This window comes from Nocardioides panacisoli, from assembly GCF_019448235.1.
In the GTDB taxonomy this organism is placed as follows: domain Bacteria; phylum Actinomycetota; class Actinomycetes; order Propionibacteriales; family Nocardioidaceae; genus Nocardioides; species Nocardioides panacisoli_A.
Genome location: NZ_CP080409.1, coordinates 1,992,434 through 2,006,029, shown reverse-complemented (window position 1 = coordinate 2,006,029; position 13,596 = coordinate 1,992,434). Strand labels below are relative to the sequence as shown.

Genomic DNA, 13,596 nt, shown 5'->3' with positions numbered 1-13,596 from the left:
GGACCTCAGCGCGCGCCGGCATCGAGCACCAGCCAGCCGCCGTGGTGCTCGTGGACGCGGTGGGGAAGCCCCGTGGCTCGTCCCCAGGCGGCCAGGTCCGCCAGGCTGATGGTGCGCACGTGGCCCCACGTGGTGTCGGCCTCGTCCTCCAGGGGGACGGCGATGACGACGGTGCGGGTGGCGAGCCGGAGGGCCTCGCGCACCACCGCGTCGCCCTGGTCCGGTGACAGGTGCTCCAGCAGGTGCAGGGCGACGACGTTCTCCGCCGCACCGTCGGGCAGCGGGACGTGGGCGGCGTCCGCGGTGAGGGTCTGCAGGTCGGTCCCGAGCCGCGCCGCGACTGCGTCCAGCAGGCGCACGGTGCCCGGCTCGATGTCCACGCCGGTCACCGGCCGCCCGGCGGCGGCGACGCGGAGGGAGAAGAAGCCGAAGCAGCACCCGAGCTCGATCACCGGGCCGGGTGCCAGGAGTCCGGCGGCGTGCTCGTAGACCGGTGCGTAGTCGGCGATGCTGGCATGACCGGCGCCCTCGCCGAGGCCGCGCGTGATCGCGTCGTCGATCAGGGCCACGCTGTTGCGGTAGAAGCGTTCCCAGCCCGCCAGCGGGTCCGGGGCCGAGCTGACCACGACGCCGGTGAAGATCCGCTCGAACAGCTCCTGGCCGCGCAACCAGCCGGGCCCGAAGAGCTCCTGCGCGATCACGCCGCCGAGGCCCTCGTGGACCTCGGTGGGGGCCACCCGGTGCCCGATGCGCACCCGCGACTCGGCGTGGGTCACGTCGAAGTGCGGGGTACGGACCATGCCGAGCGTGCGACGGGGCCGGGTGCCGCCGAGGTCGCGCACCTCCACGAGGTCGTCGACGTAGCCGTCGGCACCGGACGCGAAGGGGTCGACCGTCCCGGGGTCCTCGGTGCGCGGTGGCACCATCACGCGGTCCCGAGGGAGACGGTGGTGTGCTCGAGCCCGGTCAGCGACCGCACGACCTGCACCTTGTCGCAGTGCTCGGCGTACAGCGGCAGGTCGCAGCTGCCCAGGCCCCACGAGTAGCGCGGCTCCGGGGTGAGCCAGACGACCGAGCGCACCCGTCTGGCGATCTCCTCGAACACCTCGGTGCGGGGGTCGTTGCCGTTGCCCCGGCCGTCCCCGAGCACGATGACGGTCGTACGCCGCGTCAGGGCCGAGCCGAACCGCTCGGCGAACTCGGCGAAGGCCGAGCCGTAGTCGGAGTCGGCGTCGACGTCGAGCACGCCGCCCTCCGGCAGTCCCGACATCACCAGTGACAGGGCCTCGGAGATGGGGTGCTCGGCGAAGAGGTCGGTGATCTCGACGAGGTCCTTGACGAAGGCGAAGGTGCGCACGCGTGGGGCGACCGACTGGAGCGAGTGCACCAGGTGCAGCGTGAAGCGCGAGGTCTGCCGCACCGAGAGCGACACGTCGCACAGCACCAGCAGGTGGGGGCGGTCCTCGACCTTGGTGACCGTGACGGGGCGGAACGGGACGCCGTCGTACTTGAGGTTGGTCCGCATCGTCAGGCGGGCGTCGACCGTGCCCTTCCCCGAGACGCGGCGCTTGGGGCGGGGTGCCCCGTGGAGGCTCCGCAGCAGCCGCCGCAGCGTCTCCTCGAGTGCGGCTCGGTCCTGCTCGTCCACGGTCTCGGCCTGCGCGGCCTCGAGCTCACGCAGCTCGAGCTCGTGGTCGGCGGCGAGGAGCTTCTCCAGGTGGTCCTTGAGTCGCTCCGGCAGGCCCTCCAGCCAGGGCCGCAGCGACTCGCGCAGGGCAGCCAGGGACGGGTCCGGGTCGTCCTCCGCCTCCTCGTCCCCGGAGTCCTCGGTGTCCTCGCCCAGCCACGCCAGCAGCGCCATCTCCTGGGCGACGCTCAGCTCGGCATCGAGCTGGAGGCCGGGGTTGCGGGCGATGTCGCCGGGCACGCCGGGATTGTGGATCCGCGACGCCGAGAGCTGCACGCGGGCCAGGTCGTCGGCGCCCGTGGCCTGGTCGGAGAGGACGATCTCGTCGGTCAGGTTGGCCATGTCGAGCCGGTCCGCCTCCTGGTGGAGGTTGTACTGGGTCGCCATGTCCTCACGACGGAAGAAGGAGTGCAGGTCGACCGGCTTGCCGTGGGAGTGCCCCTGCTGCGGCTGGTCGCCGGGGTCATCGGAGAGCGTGAAGTCGGTCAGCTCGCCCTCGTCGGTCAGGTCGTCGTGCTCGTGGCTGTGGCCGTGGTGCTGGTCCTCGACGACGGCACGCAGCCCGAAGAACCGGTCGAAGACCTCGTCGAAGGCGGCCAGGTCCCGCCGGTCCTTGACCATGCTCACCGCCAGGGCGGACCGCAGCACCTCCCGGTCGGCGAGCACCCCCGGCTGCGCAGCGGCGCGCAGCCCGTCGATGACCTCCGCGACGCTCACCCGGACCCCGCGCAGCCGGAGCAGGCGGACGAAGCGGTGCAGTGCGGCCTCCATGCTGCCGCCTCAGAAGGGCCGCTTGCGTGGCTTGCCCGCGGCGAAGGAGCGTCCCCCCTGCCCGGTGGGCACCGACTTCGGTGCCGGGGGGCCGCCCTTGTAGTACGCCTCGTCGTGGCGCCCGGGTTGGTCCTTGGTGCGTCGCCTGGCCACGCCGTCCGCCGACGGGTCGTCCCCCTCGTGGTGGTCGTGCCCGTGCCCATGACCGTGGCCGTGGCCGTGCGCCTCCTCGGGGACGACGGCGTTGGGGTCGACCAGCCGCGGCAACGCGGCGCCGGCGCGGGCGAGGTCCCGCTCGTACTTCACGACCACGCCCAGCGTGTCCGCGAGGACGTCGGCGCGCAGCTCGTTCACGCCGAGCACGGCCAGGGTGCGGGCCCAGTCGATGGTCTCGGAGATGCTCGGTGCCTTGCGCAGGTCCAGGTCCCGGAGGCCGCGCACGACCTCCACCAGGCGCTGCGCGACGCTCTCCTGCAGGCCGGTCTGCTTGGAGTGGACGATGTCCAACTCGCGCTCAGGCGTGGGGTAGTCGAGGAAGAGGTGCAGGCAGCGCCGCTTGAGGGCCGCCGAGAGGTCGCGGGTGTTGTTCGAGGTCAACACGACGTAGGGCAACTGCTCGGCGCGCTTGGTGCCGATCTCCGGGATCGAGATCTGGTACTCCGAGAGCAGCTCGAGCAGCAGGGCCTCCAGCGCCTCGTCGGCCCGGTCCACCTCGTCGACGAGCAGGACCACGGGCTCGTCGCTGTCGATGGCCTGGAGCAGCGGCCGCGGAGCAAGGAACCGCTCGGAGAAGAACACGTCGTCCTGGGCGGCGATGCGCTCGACCGCATCGGCCAGGGTGTCGGTGTCGTCGACGATGTCGTGGATCTTCTCGCGCAGCATCTGGGTGTAGAGCAGCTGCTTGCCGTAGTCCCACTCGTACAGCGCCTTGGACTCGTCCTGGCCCTCGTAGCACTGCAGCCGCAGCAGCTTGCGGCCGGTCACCTCGGCGAGGCTGAGGGCGAGCTGGGTCTTGCCGACGCCCGCGGGTCCCTCGAGCAGCAGCGGCTTGGCCAGCCGTGACTGGAGGAAGACCGTGGTCGCCAGGCGCTGGTCGGCCAGGTACCCGTGCTCGCCGAAACGCGCGAGGACGTCGTCGACGTCGGTGAACTCCTCCGCTGTGGTGTCGACGGTGGGGTCGGGGCTACTCGACATGCAGGCTCCTTGCCGGGAAGGGGTTCGGTGCCGGTGCGGGAAGGACGCGCACCGGCACCGAACGGGGAGGGAGACGTGAGTCGTCTCAGGTGAGCAGGTCGTCCAGGTCGCCGTTCATGCAGTGGTCGACCACCGGACGCACCGTGTCGAAGGTGCACTCCTTGGGGTTGCCCGGCGTGCAGGCGTCGCCCAGGACGTGGTGGGTGATCCGGTCGACGTCGGCGGCGTCGCCCTTGATCTCCTTGGCGTTCTCGTAGAACTTCGTCGGCCCCTGGCCCAGGCGGTTCTTGGAGTAGGAGTCGGCCGTGACGTCGACGAACCGCTCGGTGATGCCGACGTCGCGCAGCAGGCGGATCGACGCCTCGAGCGCGGCCTCGGCGGCCTGCACGTCGGTCATGCCGTGCGTGTCGATCGCCATCGCGCGGGCGATGTCGGCGAATCGCTTGTAGGCCACCGGCATGTTGAACGCCCACACGCGGGGGAGGGCGATGGCGTTGTTGAGCCCGTGGTGGGTGTCGTAGAACGCGCTCACGGCGTGGGAGATCGAGTGGATGATCCCCAGACCGCCGGAGTTGAAGGCCTGGGCGGCGATGTACTGGGCGTACATCATGCCCTCGCGTCCGGGCAGGTCCTGCCCGTTCCACACCGCTGCCCGCAGGTTCGCCGCGGTCAGCTTGATGGCGTGGAGCGCGTTCCCCAGCGAGGGGTCGAAGTTGATCCGCGACACGTAGGGCTCACTGGCGTGGGCGAGTACGTCGAACCCGCACTGCGCGGTGTAGTCGACCGGGCAGTCGTAGTAGAGCACCGGGTCGTCCACGGCGAGCGAGGTGACCGAGGCGTCGTCGAAGGCGACGTACTTGTGCGGGTTGTCGGGATCGGTCGTGGTGTCGGTGATGACGTAGGCCCACGAGGTCTCCGAGCCGGTGCCGGCCGTGGTCGACACCGCGATGTGCGGCGGGTTCTTCGGGTTCTCGGACATGTTGAAGCCCTCGAACTCGTTGATGTTGCGTCCGTCGTGGGCGACCGACACCCGAGCGCCCTTGCACGCGTCGTGCGCCGACCCGCCACCGATCGACACGAACGAGTCGCACTCGTTCTCCTGGTACAGCGCCACCGAGTCCATGACGTTGTAGTCCTTCGGGTTGGACTCGACCTTGTCGTAGACGACGACGTCGAGGCCGTGGTACTTCATCGACTCCACGATGTTGGAGACGATGTCGGTCCCGCGGAGTCCCGTGGTCATGACCAGCGTCTTGCGGAAGCCCAGCTTCAGGGCCTCCGGGCCGATCATCTCCCAGGCGCCGGGACCCATCATGGCCCTCGGGAACGGATGGAACTCCTTGATCGGGAAGGGTTTGAGCAACTCGTCGACCTGCATGGCGCGCATCTCCTCGGGTGGGGGCAGCTGACGCTCGGGACGCTAGGTGACCGGCGTCACAGGGAACAGACGAGGAAATCGAAACCCACCGCCCGGTCGGGGCCCGACCTACCCGTTCCGGTAGGTGTCGCCCGGACGCCGCGGCAGCAGGCAGGTGATCGACCGCGAACGGAGCGCGCCGAGCCACAGTCCGCTGCCGTACGCGAGGTCGTCCAGCCGACGCCCGAGCGGGTGGTACGGGCCGTCGGGGTCGTCGATGCGTGCGGCCACCACGTCGACGACGAGTGCGGTGACCACCGCTCGACGGACGGTGGTGCTCCGCGTCGCCAACAGCGCCGTTGCCGGCCACCAGTGCCGCAGCAGCAGCGCGCTCTGTTGCCGCACCGCCCAGCCGAGCCCCTGCGCCCCGAGCCCGACCGACAGCGTGGTCGTCGTCGAGCTCTCCGGCAGCCGCCGCCGCAGTGACTGCGTGCCGTAGGCGAACCCCGCCAGGGCGACCGGGAGGGACCAGCGGCGCCGCGCCATCACCGCGGCTGCCGCGACCGCGGTCGTCGCGGACATGATCGCCGGCGCGCCCTTGCGGCCGTGGCGGGCCGCGAGGTCCGCGCCGCCGGTGCCGTAGAGCAGCTTGCGGCCCAGCCAGCCGCGCACGGTCGTCCGGGTGTCGTGCCGCGCGACCTCGCCGGGGTCGTAGCGCACCACGTGTCCCCGGTCGACCAGCCGCCACACCAGGTCGACGTCCTCGCCCACTCGCATGTCCTCGCTGAAGCCGTCCCCGAGGAGGTCCACCCGCGCGACCAGGCAGGCGCTGGGGAGCCATCCCACCGCGGCGCCGGGCCGCACCGAGCAGCCCCGGGTGCCCAACGCGAGCGAGGAGTCCTGCTCGTCGAAGCGCTCGAACCACCGTGGCCGTGCGGCGCGGGACCTACTGCGCACCAGTGGTCCCACCAGGGCGACGGACCGGTCGGCGAAGTGCCGGGTCAATCGCAGCAGCGTGGCGGCATCGGTGTGGACGTCGGAGTCGACGAAGGCGACGTAGGGCGTGGTCACAGCACGCAGTCCCGCGTTGCGGGCGGCCGCCGGACCGCGGTTGACCGGGAGCGGGAGCACCTCGGCCCCGTGGGATGCCGCCACCACCGCCACCGCGGCCGGCTCCAACGACCCGTCGTCGACCACGAGCACCCGCAGCGGAGCCAGGTCGGCCAGGGCCCGACCGAGCTGTTCGGGACGGTCCCGCACCGGGACCACCACCGTCAGGTCGCCGGCATCGACCCCGGTGCCGGAGAGCACCGGGTCGGCCAGGTTGCCGTCGACCAGCCGGGCCGCCAAGGCCCCGGAGGGCTCCCCGGTGACGCGCAACCGTGCGCCCTGGACCATGCCGAGTGCGGCGCTGGTCAGTCGCACCGCCCGCATCGGCGAGCCGCCGAGCAGCAGGTCGCCGTCGACGCGGCGTACGTCGGAGCGGATGCGGACCTCGAAGCCGTCGGGGTACCTCGTCGTGCCGCTCACGACGCGAACCCGCCGTCGGCGTGCACCACGTGACCGTTGAGCGCGGCTCCCTCGCGTGAGCAGCACAGCGCCACGGTGGCGGCGATCTCGTCGGGCTCCAGGACCCGCCGCAGCAACTGGTGGGAGGCGAGGTCCGCGACGGTCGTGTCGGGGTAGAGGGCCGCCGTTTGCTCCAGCATCGGCGTCCGGGTCGCGCCGGGGGAGACCGCCACCGCCGTCGTGCCGGTGCCCACGAGGTCGGCAGCCAGGCCGCGCACCAGGCCGACGACGGCGTGCTTGACCATCGTGTAGGCGCCGAGCCCGAACATGCCGCGGGAGCCTGCCGCCGAGGCGATCGCGACGAACCGGCCACGGGAGGGGTCGGGGCCTGCGAGCATCTCTGGGACCGTGGCCGCCGCGGTGTGGAACACCCCTTCGGCATCGACGCGCCACAGCCGGTCGAGCTCGGCCGCCGGGGTCTGCCACAGCGGTGCCCCGCCCCCGACCACGGCCGCTGCCGCCACCACCACGTCCAGGCGCCCCCACTGCTCGATCGCCCGGGCCGCCGCCGAGCGCATCTGGTGCGGGTCGCACACGTCGGCCACGAGCGGCCAGACGTGGTCCAGGCCGGCCGTGAGAGCGGCGAGGTCCGCCTCGCTCGGCATCGCGTACGGCGCTGCGTCGGGACCTGCGCACCGGTCGACGGCCAGTACGTCGTAGCCCTCCGCGTCGAGGCGGCGTACGACGGCTGAGCCGATCCCGCCCGCGGCGCCGGTGACCAGGGCGCTGGGCCGGGTCATCGTGGCCTCACCCCACCGCGATGCCGTCGGGGGCGAGGACGCGGACCGCGACGGCATCGGCCGTCCGCGCGAGGAGTACCGCCCCCTCCGCGGCGCTCGCGCCGGTGGGGTCCCCGAGCACGCCGTTGGCCGACACGGCGGCGACGCCGCCGACGCGCATCCGGGGCAGCAGGTCCGCCAGCGGGTCGCAGTTGCCGGCCTCGGCGAGCTCGAGGCGCACCGACTCCGGGCGCAGGTGCAGCAGCAGTGAGGTCTCGGTCCGCCCGGCGTGGAGGTCCTCGGCACCCACCGCGCAGGGCAGCCATGCGGCGTCGAGTCCCTCGTACCGCAGCTGGTCGACGGCGTCGGCGAGCGCGGGAGCGTTGCCACCGTGGCCGTTGACGAGCACCACGCGTCGCGCCCACGTGCTCGCGGACCGCACCAGCTCCACGACCTGGTGGACCAGGGCGTCGTGGCCGATCGACAGCGTGCCCGCGAAGGACTGGTGCTCCCCGCTGGATCCGAAGGCGAGGGGCGGCGTCACCCACGTCGCCACCCCCTGCGCGGCGAGCCGCTCGGCGACGGCGTCGGCCACGGCGCGGGCGATCACGGTGTCGGTGTCCAGCGGCAGGTGGGGCCCGTGCTGCTCCACCGCGCCCACGGGCACCAGCAGCAGCGAGGCGCGCCGTGCCTCGGGCGACGTGGCGTGCGCCAGCGCGGACATCACACGTCCGCGGTCTCGGGCACGCCCAGGTGGCGGTGGAAGTCGCCGGGGAGGAGCAGCATCTCCGGCGTCAGGTCGCGCACCGACGCCACGCCGAGGCCGCGGAGGGCGGAGTCTATGCCGCCGCCGAGGAGGTCCAGGACGTTCTCGACGCCGGCCTGGCCGTTGGCGGCCAGGCCCCAGAGGTAGGCGCGGCCGATGAGGACGGCCCTGGCACCCAGGGCGAGGGCCTTGACGACGTCGGAGCCGCGGCGTACGCCGCCGTCCATGACGACGTCGACCTGGTGGCCGACGCGGTCGGCGATGGGCTTGACCATGCGGATCGCAGCGGGGGTGCCGTCGAGGTTGTTGCCGCCGTGGTTGGACACCGAGATGCCCGCGACGCCGGCGTCGACGGCGCGGAGGGCGTCGTCGACGCGGCACACGCCCTTGAGGACGAACGGGGCGCCGCCGGAGATCTGGCGCCACTGGTCGGCCATCCAGGCGACGTCGTCCCAGGAGGGGGGCGGGGTGGTCATCCACTCGTAGTAGGCGCCGAAGAAGGTGGGTGCCTCGCCGCCGGGGGGTGCGAGGTTGGGGGCGGTGAGGTCGGGGATCTCGCCGGTGCGGCCGAACTGCCACAGCCAACGGGGCTTGGTGGCCACGCGGGGGGCCATGCGGACCATGGTCTTGAGGTCGACCTTCTCGGGGATCTCGGGGCTGCCCCAGTCACGGCCGATGGAGAAGGACCAGTCCAGGGTGGCGATGAGGCCCTGCGATCCGGCGTCGTGGGCGCGTTGCATGCGTTGGACCATCGTGTCGCGGTCGCCGGTCCAGTACATCTGGAAGAAGGTGGTGGCGCCGGTGGCGGTGACCTCCTCCACGGACTTGGAGGCGAAGTTCGACAGGCCCATGATCGTGCCGCGTGCTGCCGCGGCCCGCGCGACCGCGACCTCGCCGTCGGGGTGCACGGCCTGCACCCCGGTCGGACTGATCAGCACCGGCAGCGAGACCTGCTGTCCCAGCACCGAGGTCGACAGGTCGCGCTCGGCGGGGTGCCCGGCGACGTGTGGCGCGAGCCCGATCTCGGCGAAGGAGGCCTGGTTGTCGTGCACGGTCTGGCCGCGCTCGGATCCCGCGACCAGCGCGCCGTACACCGGCTGCGGGAGCTTCCTGCGGGCGCGTTCCTGGGCGACGGCGACGGACTCGAACCACGGGTTCTGCTTCCAGGGGTTCTCCAGCCACTCCGGCTTGGCCATGTCGGGTCCTCTCCTCAGGGGGTGAAGTCGGCCAGCGGGTCCTCGGCGCACGGCGAGACCGGGGGCCGCAGCCGGGTGGTGCCCAGCGTGAGCATGACGGGCTGGTTGCGGGTCGGGGTGGTGCGGGAGTGGTCCTTGGACGCGGCAGGGACGGCGCGGTCACCGGCCAGGGCGTGTTCGCCGTGGCCCTGCACGCACTCGGGGTCGGGACCGTCCAGGGGCAGGCCGGTGAAGAACTTCGCCGCCATGCAGCCCCCGCGGCAGGAGTCGAAGAACGCACACGAGGAGCAGGCGCCGCCGGTCTGGGGCGAACGGAGCTCGTTGAACAGCGCCGAGTCCTGCCAGACCCGGCCGAAGCCGCCGTCGGTGAGCAGGTTGCCAGCGAGGAACTCGTCGTGGATCGCGAAGGGACACGCGTAGACGTCGCCCACGGGGTCGATCAGGCACACCACCCGGCCCGCACCGCACAGGTTGAGCCCGGGCAGGGACTCACCGAACGCGGCCAGGTGGAAGAAGGAGTCACCGGTCAGCACGTCCTCACCGTGCGCCATCAACCAGTCGTAGAGCTCGCGCTGCTGCTCGGGCAGCGGGTGGAGCTCGTCCCACACGTCCGCACCACGCCCCGAGGGACGCAGCCGCGTCAGCCGCAGCGTCGCACCGTAGGCGTCGGCCAGCGCCTTGAACTCATCGAGCTGGCCGATGTTCTCCCGGGTGCAGACCACCGAGATCTTGGCGTCGGCGAACCCGGCCTGCTGCAGGTTCTCCAACGCCCGCAGCGCCATCTCGTACGAGCCCGGGCCACGGACGTAGTCGTTGACCTCGGCGGTCGCCCCGTCCAGGGAGACCTGCACGTCGACGTAGTCGGTCGCGGCCAGGAACGCCGCACGCTCCGGGGTGATCCGGGCACCGTTGGTGGAGAACTTGACCCCGACCTGGTGGTCGACCGCATACTCCAGCAGCTCCCAGAAGTCGGGCCGGATGGTGGGCTCCCCACCACCGATGTTGACGTAGAAGACCTGCATCCGCTGCAGCTCGTCGATCACGGCCTTGCACTGCTCGGTCGAGAGCTCATCGGGGTCACGACGCCCGGAGCTGGACAGGCAGTGCGCGCACTCCAGGTTGCACGCATAGGTCAGCTCCCACGTCAGACAGATCGGCGCATCCAGGCCGAACTCGAACTGCTCCACCAACGTGCCGCCCACCGGACGGTCGGGTGCGATGGTCATGCTGCCTCCTGGGGGCGGGGTCGGATCATGTCGGTGGCGGCCAGCCCCCGCAACGCCGCGACGTACGCCGCGTGCTGGGAGTCCGGGACGCCGGCGCGGTGCAGCGCCTGGGCCACGTCGGCCGAGTGCTCGAGGGCCCGGACCACCCGCACCAGCTCGGGTCGCTTCAGGAAGGAGAGCTTGCGATTGCCGAAGTGGTAGGCGAGCGCACCGAACGGCTCGGGCCGCAGCGCGACCGACGGTGACAACGTCCAGGGCTCCTCGAGCATCGGGTCCGGCATCAGTACACGCCGCACATGCCGTCGATCGAGACCTCCTCGATGAGGTCCTCCGCGGCGACGTCGGGAGTCTGCGGTGCGTCCTCGGGCTCCATGGGCTGCTCCTTTCGTGGGGGTGTGACCGCCCGCACATTAGTGATCGACGTGGGCGCTGTGCCCCGCCGAACGGAGAGGTTTAGGGCGAGGTTTGCGCCCCGCGCCGATGTCGCGTTCTCCCCACGGGAGCCGGTCTCCGCGACTACGATCCGCCTCGTGCCCCTGCGTCTGGTCGCGACCGACCTGGACGGCACGCTGCTCCGCTCGGACCTCTCGGTGAGTGCACGCACGCGTGCCGCGCTCGATGCTGTCCGGGCGGCGGGGATCCCCGTCGTGCCGGTGACCGCGCGGCAGCCCGAGGGGATGCGGGACGTGGCCGAGGCGACGGGCTTCGACGGCTGGGCGCTGTGCAGCAACGGTGCGCTGGGGATCCACCTCGGCACCGGCGAGGTGCTGTTCGAGTCCGCGATCGCTCCCACCGCGCAACGAGCGCTGGTGACCGCACTGGACGCGGCCGTGCCCGGCCTGGTCTACGCCAGCGTGCGCGACCGCGGGGAGACCTTCCTCGCCGAGCCGGCGTACGCCGCCACCGCCACCTACGCCGACCACAAGCGCGACCCCGAGTCGATGACGACGGGCACCCGCGCGGCCGTGCTGGACCGGCCGAGCCTGAAGTTCATCGTGCGACACCCGGGCATGGACGCCCAGACGCTGTGGGGCCTGGTCGGGCGCCTCGCGGTGCCGGGACTGCACCTCACGCGCTCGGGCGCACCGTTCGTGGAGGTCCAGCCGGAGGGAGCGGACAAGGCCAGCGGATTGACGCGGCTGTGCCGCGAGTGGGGCGTGGCGCAGCAGGACGTCGTCGCGTTCGGTGACGCGCCCAACGACGCCTCGATGCTGGCCTGGGCAGGGCACGCCGTCGCGGTCGCCGGCGCCTGCGAGGAGGTCCTCGCGGTCTCCGACGAGGTCACCGCGGACAACGACGACGACGGGGTGGCCCGGGTGCTGGAGCGACTGCTGGACGGCGCGGATGCGTAGCGTCGGGCGGCCGCGGCCGCGCACGGTCGTCGCGACCGCGTTGGCACTGGCCACCGTCGTGCTCGCCGGCTGCACCGGCGACCCGGGCGAGCCGACGGCGGCACCGGTCGTGCCGTCCGCGACCGCCTCGCCGAGCGCCGCCGCGGAGGACCCGAGCCCGTCCGCCGTCGACGCGCCGGCGCGCCCCGACATCGTCTTCGTGCTGATGGACGACTTCTCCACCGAGCTGCTGCAGACGATGCCGCAGGCCCTGCGGATGCAGCGCGACGGCGCGTCGTACGCCAACGCCTTCGTGGTCGACTCGCTGTGCTGCCCCTCGCGCGCCGCCCTGCTCACCGGTCAGGCGCCGCACCAGACCGGTGTGCTGGTCAACACGCCCAACGACCCCGACACCCCGATCGGCGGGTACGCCGCCTGGCAGGCGAACGGCCTGGAGCACCGCCAGTTCGCACGATCACTGCAGCGGGCCGGCTACACCACCGGATTCATCGGCAAGTTCCTCAACGGCTACAACGTCTCCCACGACGACGGGCAGCTCCGGCTGCCGCCGCCGGTGGCGGGATGGGACGAGTGGCGACCCGTGCTCGCCGGCGGCTACAACGGGTGGGGCTACCGCACCCTGACCAAGGTGCCCGGCTCCGAGATGACCACCCGGTGGCACCCCGTGCCGCCGGAGGCCGAGCCCGAGACCGAGCAGGACCGCAGCTACGTCGGGCACCACATCTCCCGCACCGCCCTGCGGTTCATCCGCGAGCACCGGGACGACGACGCACCGTTCTTCCTCACGGTGTCCACCTACGCGCCGCACGGTGCGGTCAAGCCGCCGCCGGACGTCCCGCTCTTCCCGCCCGCCCTGCGCGACCGTGCCCCGGAGGGCGTCCCGGACGGCGGCAACTGCGGTGCGATCGCGTGCGGTGACCTCACCCTCGCCGACCTCGTCGGGTACGACGACCCGCGGGCCGACAACGCGCCGACCCGGCTCCACCCCGACGGGACCACCGGTCCGGCTCCTGCCTGGCGCACCAACCCGATCCGGATCACCGACGAGCGGGCCGTGCGGTTCCTGCGCGAGCGGGCGCGGATGGTGCAGTCGATCGACCGCATGGTGGGGCGCATCCGGCAGGCGGTCGGCGATGACGCCTACGTCGTGCTCACCTCCGACAACGGCTTCCACCTCGGGCAGCACCGGCTCAACGGCGGCAAGGGCGCGCCGTACGACACCGACAGCCGGGTGCCGCTGCTGGTCGTCGGTCCCGACGTCGCGCCGGGCGAGCGGCAGCAGTTCGTCTCCAACATCGACCTGGCGCCGACGTTCGAGGCGCTCGCCGGCGCACGGACACCGGCATTGCGCAGCGGGACGTCGTTCGTCCCGAGCCTCGCCGACGCCGGGGCACCGGGTGCGCGCTACGCCTTCCTGGAGCACACCTATGCCCGGGTCCGGCCCGGTGAGGTGGACGCGGACGTGCACGTGGGGGGCACGCTCGCGATCATCCCGTCCTACGTCGCGGTCCGCGGCCGGCGCGGGCTGCTGGTCCGCGTCGACCTCGACCCGCGGTGGGACCGGGCCGACCACGCGTGGGAGCTCTACGACTACGAGAGCGGGTACGCCGACCGCAACGTCTTCGCCGAGGCCCACGACGAGCCGTGGGCCCGTGACCTGCGGCGGCGGCTCGAGCGGTGGGACGGCTGCGCGCCGCGAGCCTGCCGCGCGGCGACCCGCTAGGACGGTCCCGCGGTCGGTGCGCTGGGTAGGGTCGTC

General features: G+C 72.4%; 13 protein-coding genes. 2 read left to right on the top strand and 11 right to left on the bottom strand.

The annotated features are described in order from the left end of the window. Positions 1 to 5 precede the first annotated feature (5 nt). From mftM to mftA, 11 genes are all read right to left on the bottom strand, one after another. Positions 6 to 926, bottom strand: coding sequence for a mycofactocin oligosaccharide methyltransferase MftM (gene mftM, locus KUV85_RS09780; protein ID WP_219959704.1), 921 nt, complete (start codon positions 924 to 926; stop codon positions 6 to 8). After that, on the bottom strand, positions 926 to 2,458 hold the full coding sequence (locus tag KUV85_RS09775) for a VWA domain-containing protein (protein WP_219959703.1): 1,533 nt from the start codon (positions 2,456 to 2,458) through the stop codon (positions 926 to 928). Before KUV85_RS09775 ends, mftM begins: the two co-directional genes overlap by 1 nt. Positions 2,459 to 2,467: 9 nt before the next feature. Next, positions 2,468 to 3,652 carry an AAA family ATPase gene (locus tag KUV85_RS09770; RefSeq protein WP_219959702.1) on the bottom strand — a complete coding sequence of 395 codons (1,185 nt, stop codon included), beginning with the start codon at positions 3,650 to 3,652 and terminating at the stop codon, positions 2,468 to 2,470. Positions 3,653 to 3,737: 85 nt separating this feature from the next. Continuing rightward, the gene (gene mdo, locus KUV85_RS09765; protein ID WP_219959701.1) at positions 3,738 to 5,030 is read right to left on the bottom strand and encodes an NDMA-dependent methanol dehydrogenase; all 1,293 of its coding nucleotides are present in this window, start codon (positions 5,028 to 5,030) and stop codon (positions 3,738 to 3,740) included. 108 nt (positions 5,031 to 5,138) lie between these two features. Further along, the gene (mftF, locus tag KUV85_RS09760) at positions 5,139 to 6,539 is read right to left on the bottom strand and encodes a mycofactocin biosynthesis glycosyltransferase MftF (RefSeq protein ID WP_219959700.1); all 1,401 of its coding nucleotides are present in this window, start codon (positions 6,537 to 6,539) and stop codon (positions 5,139 to 5,141) included. Continuing rightward, the gene (locus KUV85_RS09755) at positions 6,536 to 7,318 is read right to left on the bottom strand and encodes a mycofactocin-coupled SDR family oxidoreductase (RefSeq protein WP_219959699.1); all 783 of its coding nucleotides are present in this window, start codon (positions 7,316 to 7,318) and stop codon (positions 6,536 to 6,538) included. Before KUV85_RS09755 ends, mftF begins: the two co-directional genes overlap by 4 nt. Positions 7,319 to 7,325: 7 nt before the next feature. Then, positions 7,326 to 8,021, bottom strand: a complete 696-nt coding sequence (gene mftE / locus KUV85_RS09750; RefSeq protein ID WP_219959698.1) for a mycofactocin biosynthesis peptidyl-dipeptidase MftE — start codon at positions 8,019 to 8,021, stop codon at positions 7,326 to 7,328. After that, positions 8,021 to 9,259: a pre-mycofactocin synthase MftD gene (gene mftD, locus KUV85_RS09745; RefSeq protein ID WP_219959697.1), complete on the bottom strand. Its 1,239-nt coding sequence runs from the start codon at positions 9,257 to 9,259 to the stop codon at positions 8,021 to 8,023. The genes mftE and mftD overlap by 1 nt, the downstream gene beginning before the upstream one ends. A 14-nt stretch (positions 9,260 to 9,273) precedes the next feature. Further along, on the bottom strand, positions 9,274 to 10,485 hold the full coding sequence (mftC, locus tag KUV85_RS09740; RefSeq protein WP_219959696.1) for a mycofactocin radical SAM maturase: 1,212 nt from the start codon (positions 10,483 to 10,485) through the stop codon (positions 9,274 to 9,276). Further along, positions 10,482 to 10,766: a mycofactocin biosynthesis chaperone MftB gene (gene mftB, locus KUV85_RS09735; protein ID WP_219959695.1), complete on the bottom strand. Its 285-nt coding sequence runs from the start codon at positions 10,764 to 10,766 to the stop codon at positions 10,482 to 10,484. The genes mftC and mftB overlap by 4 nt, the downstream gene beginning before the upstream one ends. Next, entirely contained in the window at positions 10,766 to 10,858 is a 93-nt protein-coding gene (gene mftA, locus KUV85_RS09730) for a mycofactocin precursor MftA (protein WP_219959694.1), read from the bottom strand. The genes mftB and mftA overlap by 1 nt, the downstream gene beginning before the upstream one ends. Before the next feature lie 157 nt (positions 10,859 to 11,015). Here mftA and KUV85_RS09725 point away from each other — a divergent pair, with 157 nt between their 5' ends. Both KUV85_RS09725 and KUV85_RS09720 read left to right on the top strand, forming a co-directional pair. Next, positions 11,016 to 11,837: an HAD family hydrolase gene (locus KUV85_RS09725; protein ID WP_219959693.1), complete on the top strand. Its 822-nt coding sequence runs from the start codon at positions 11,016 to 11,018 to the stop codon at positions 11,835 to 11,837. Then, positions 11,830 to 13,560, top strand: coding sequence for a sulfatase-like hydrolase/transferase (locus KUV85_RS09720; protein ID WP_219959692.1), 1,731 nt, complete (start codon positions 11,830 to 11,832; stop codon positions 13,558 to 13,560). Before KUV85_RS09725 ends, KUV85_RS09720 begins: the two co-directional genes overlap by 8 nt. Positions 13,561 to 13,596 lie beyond the last annotated feature (36 nt).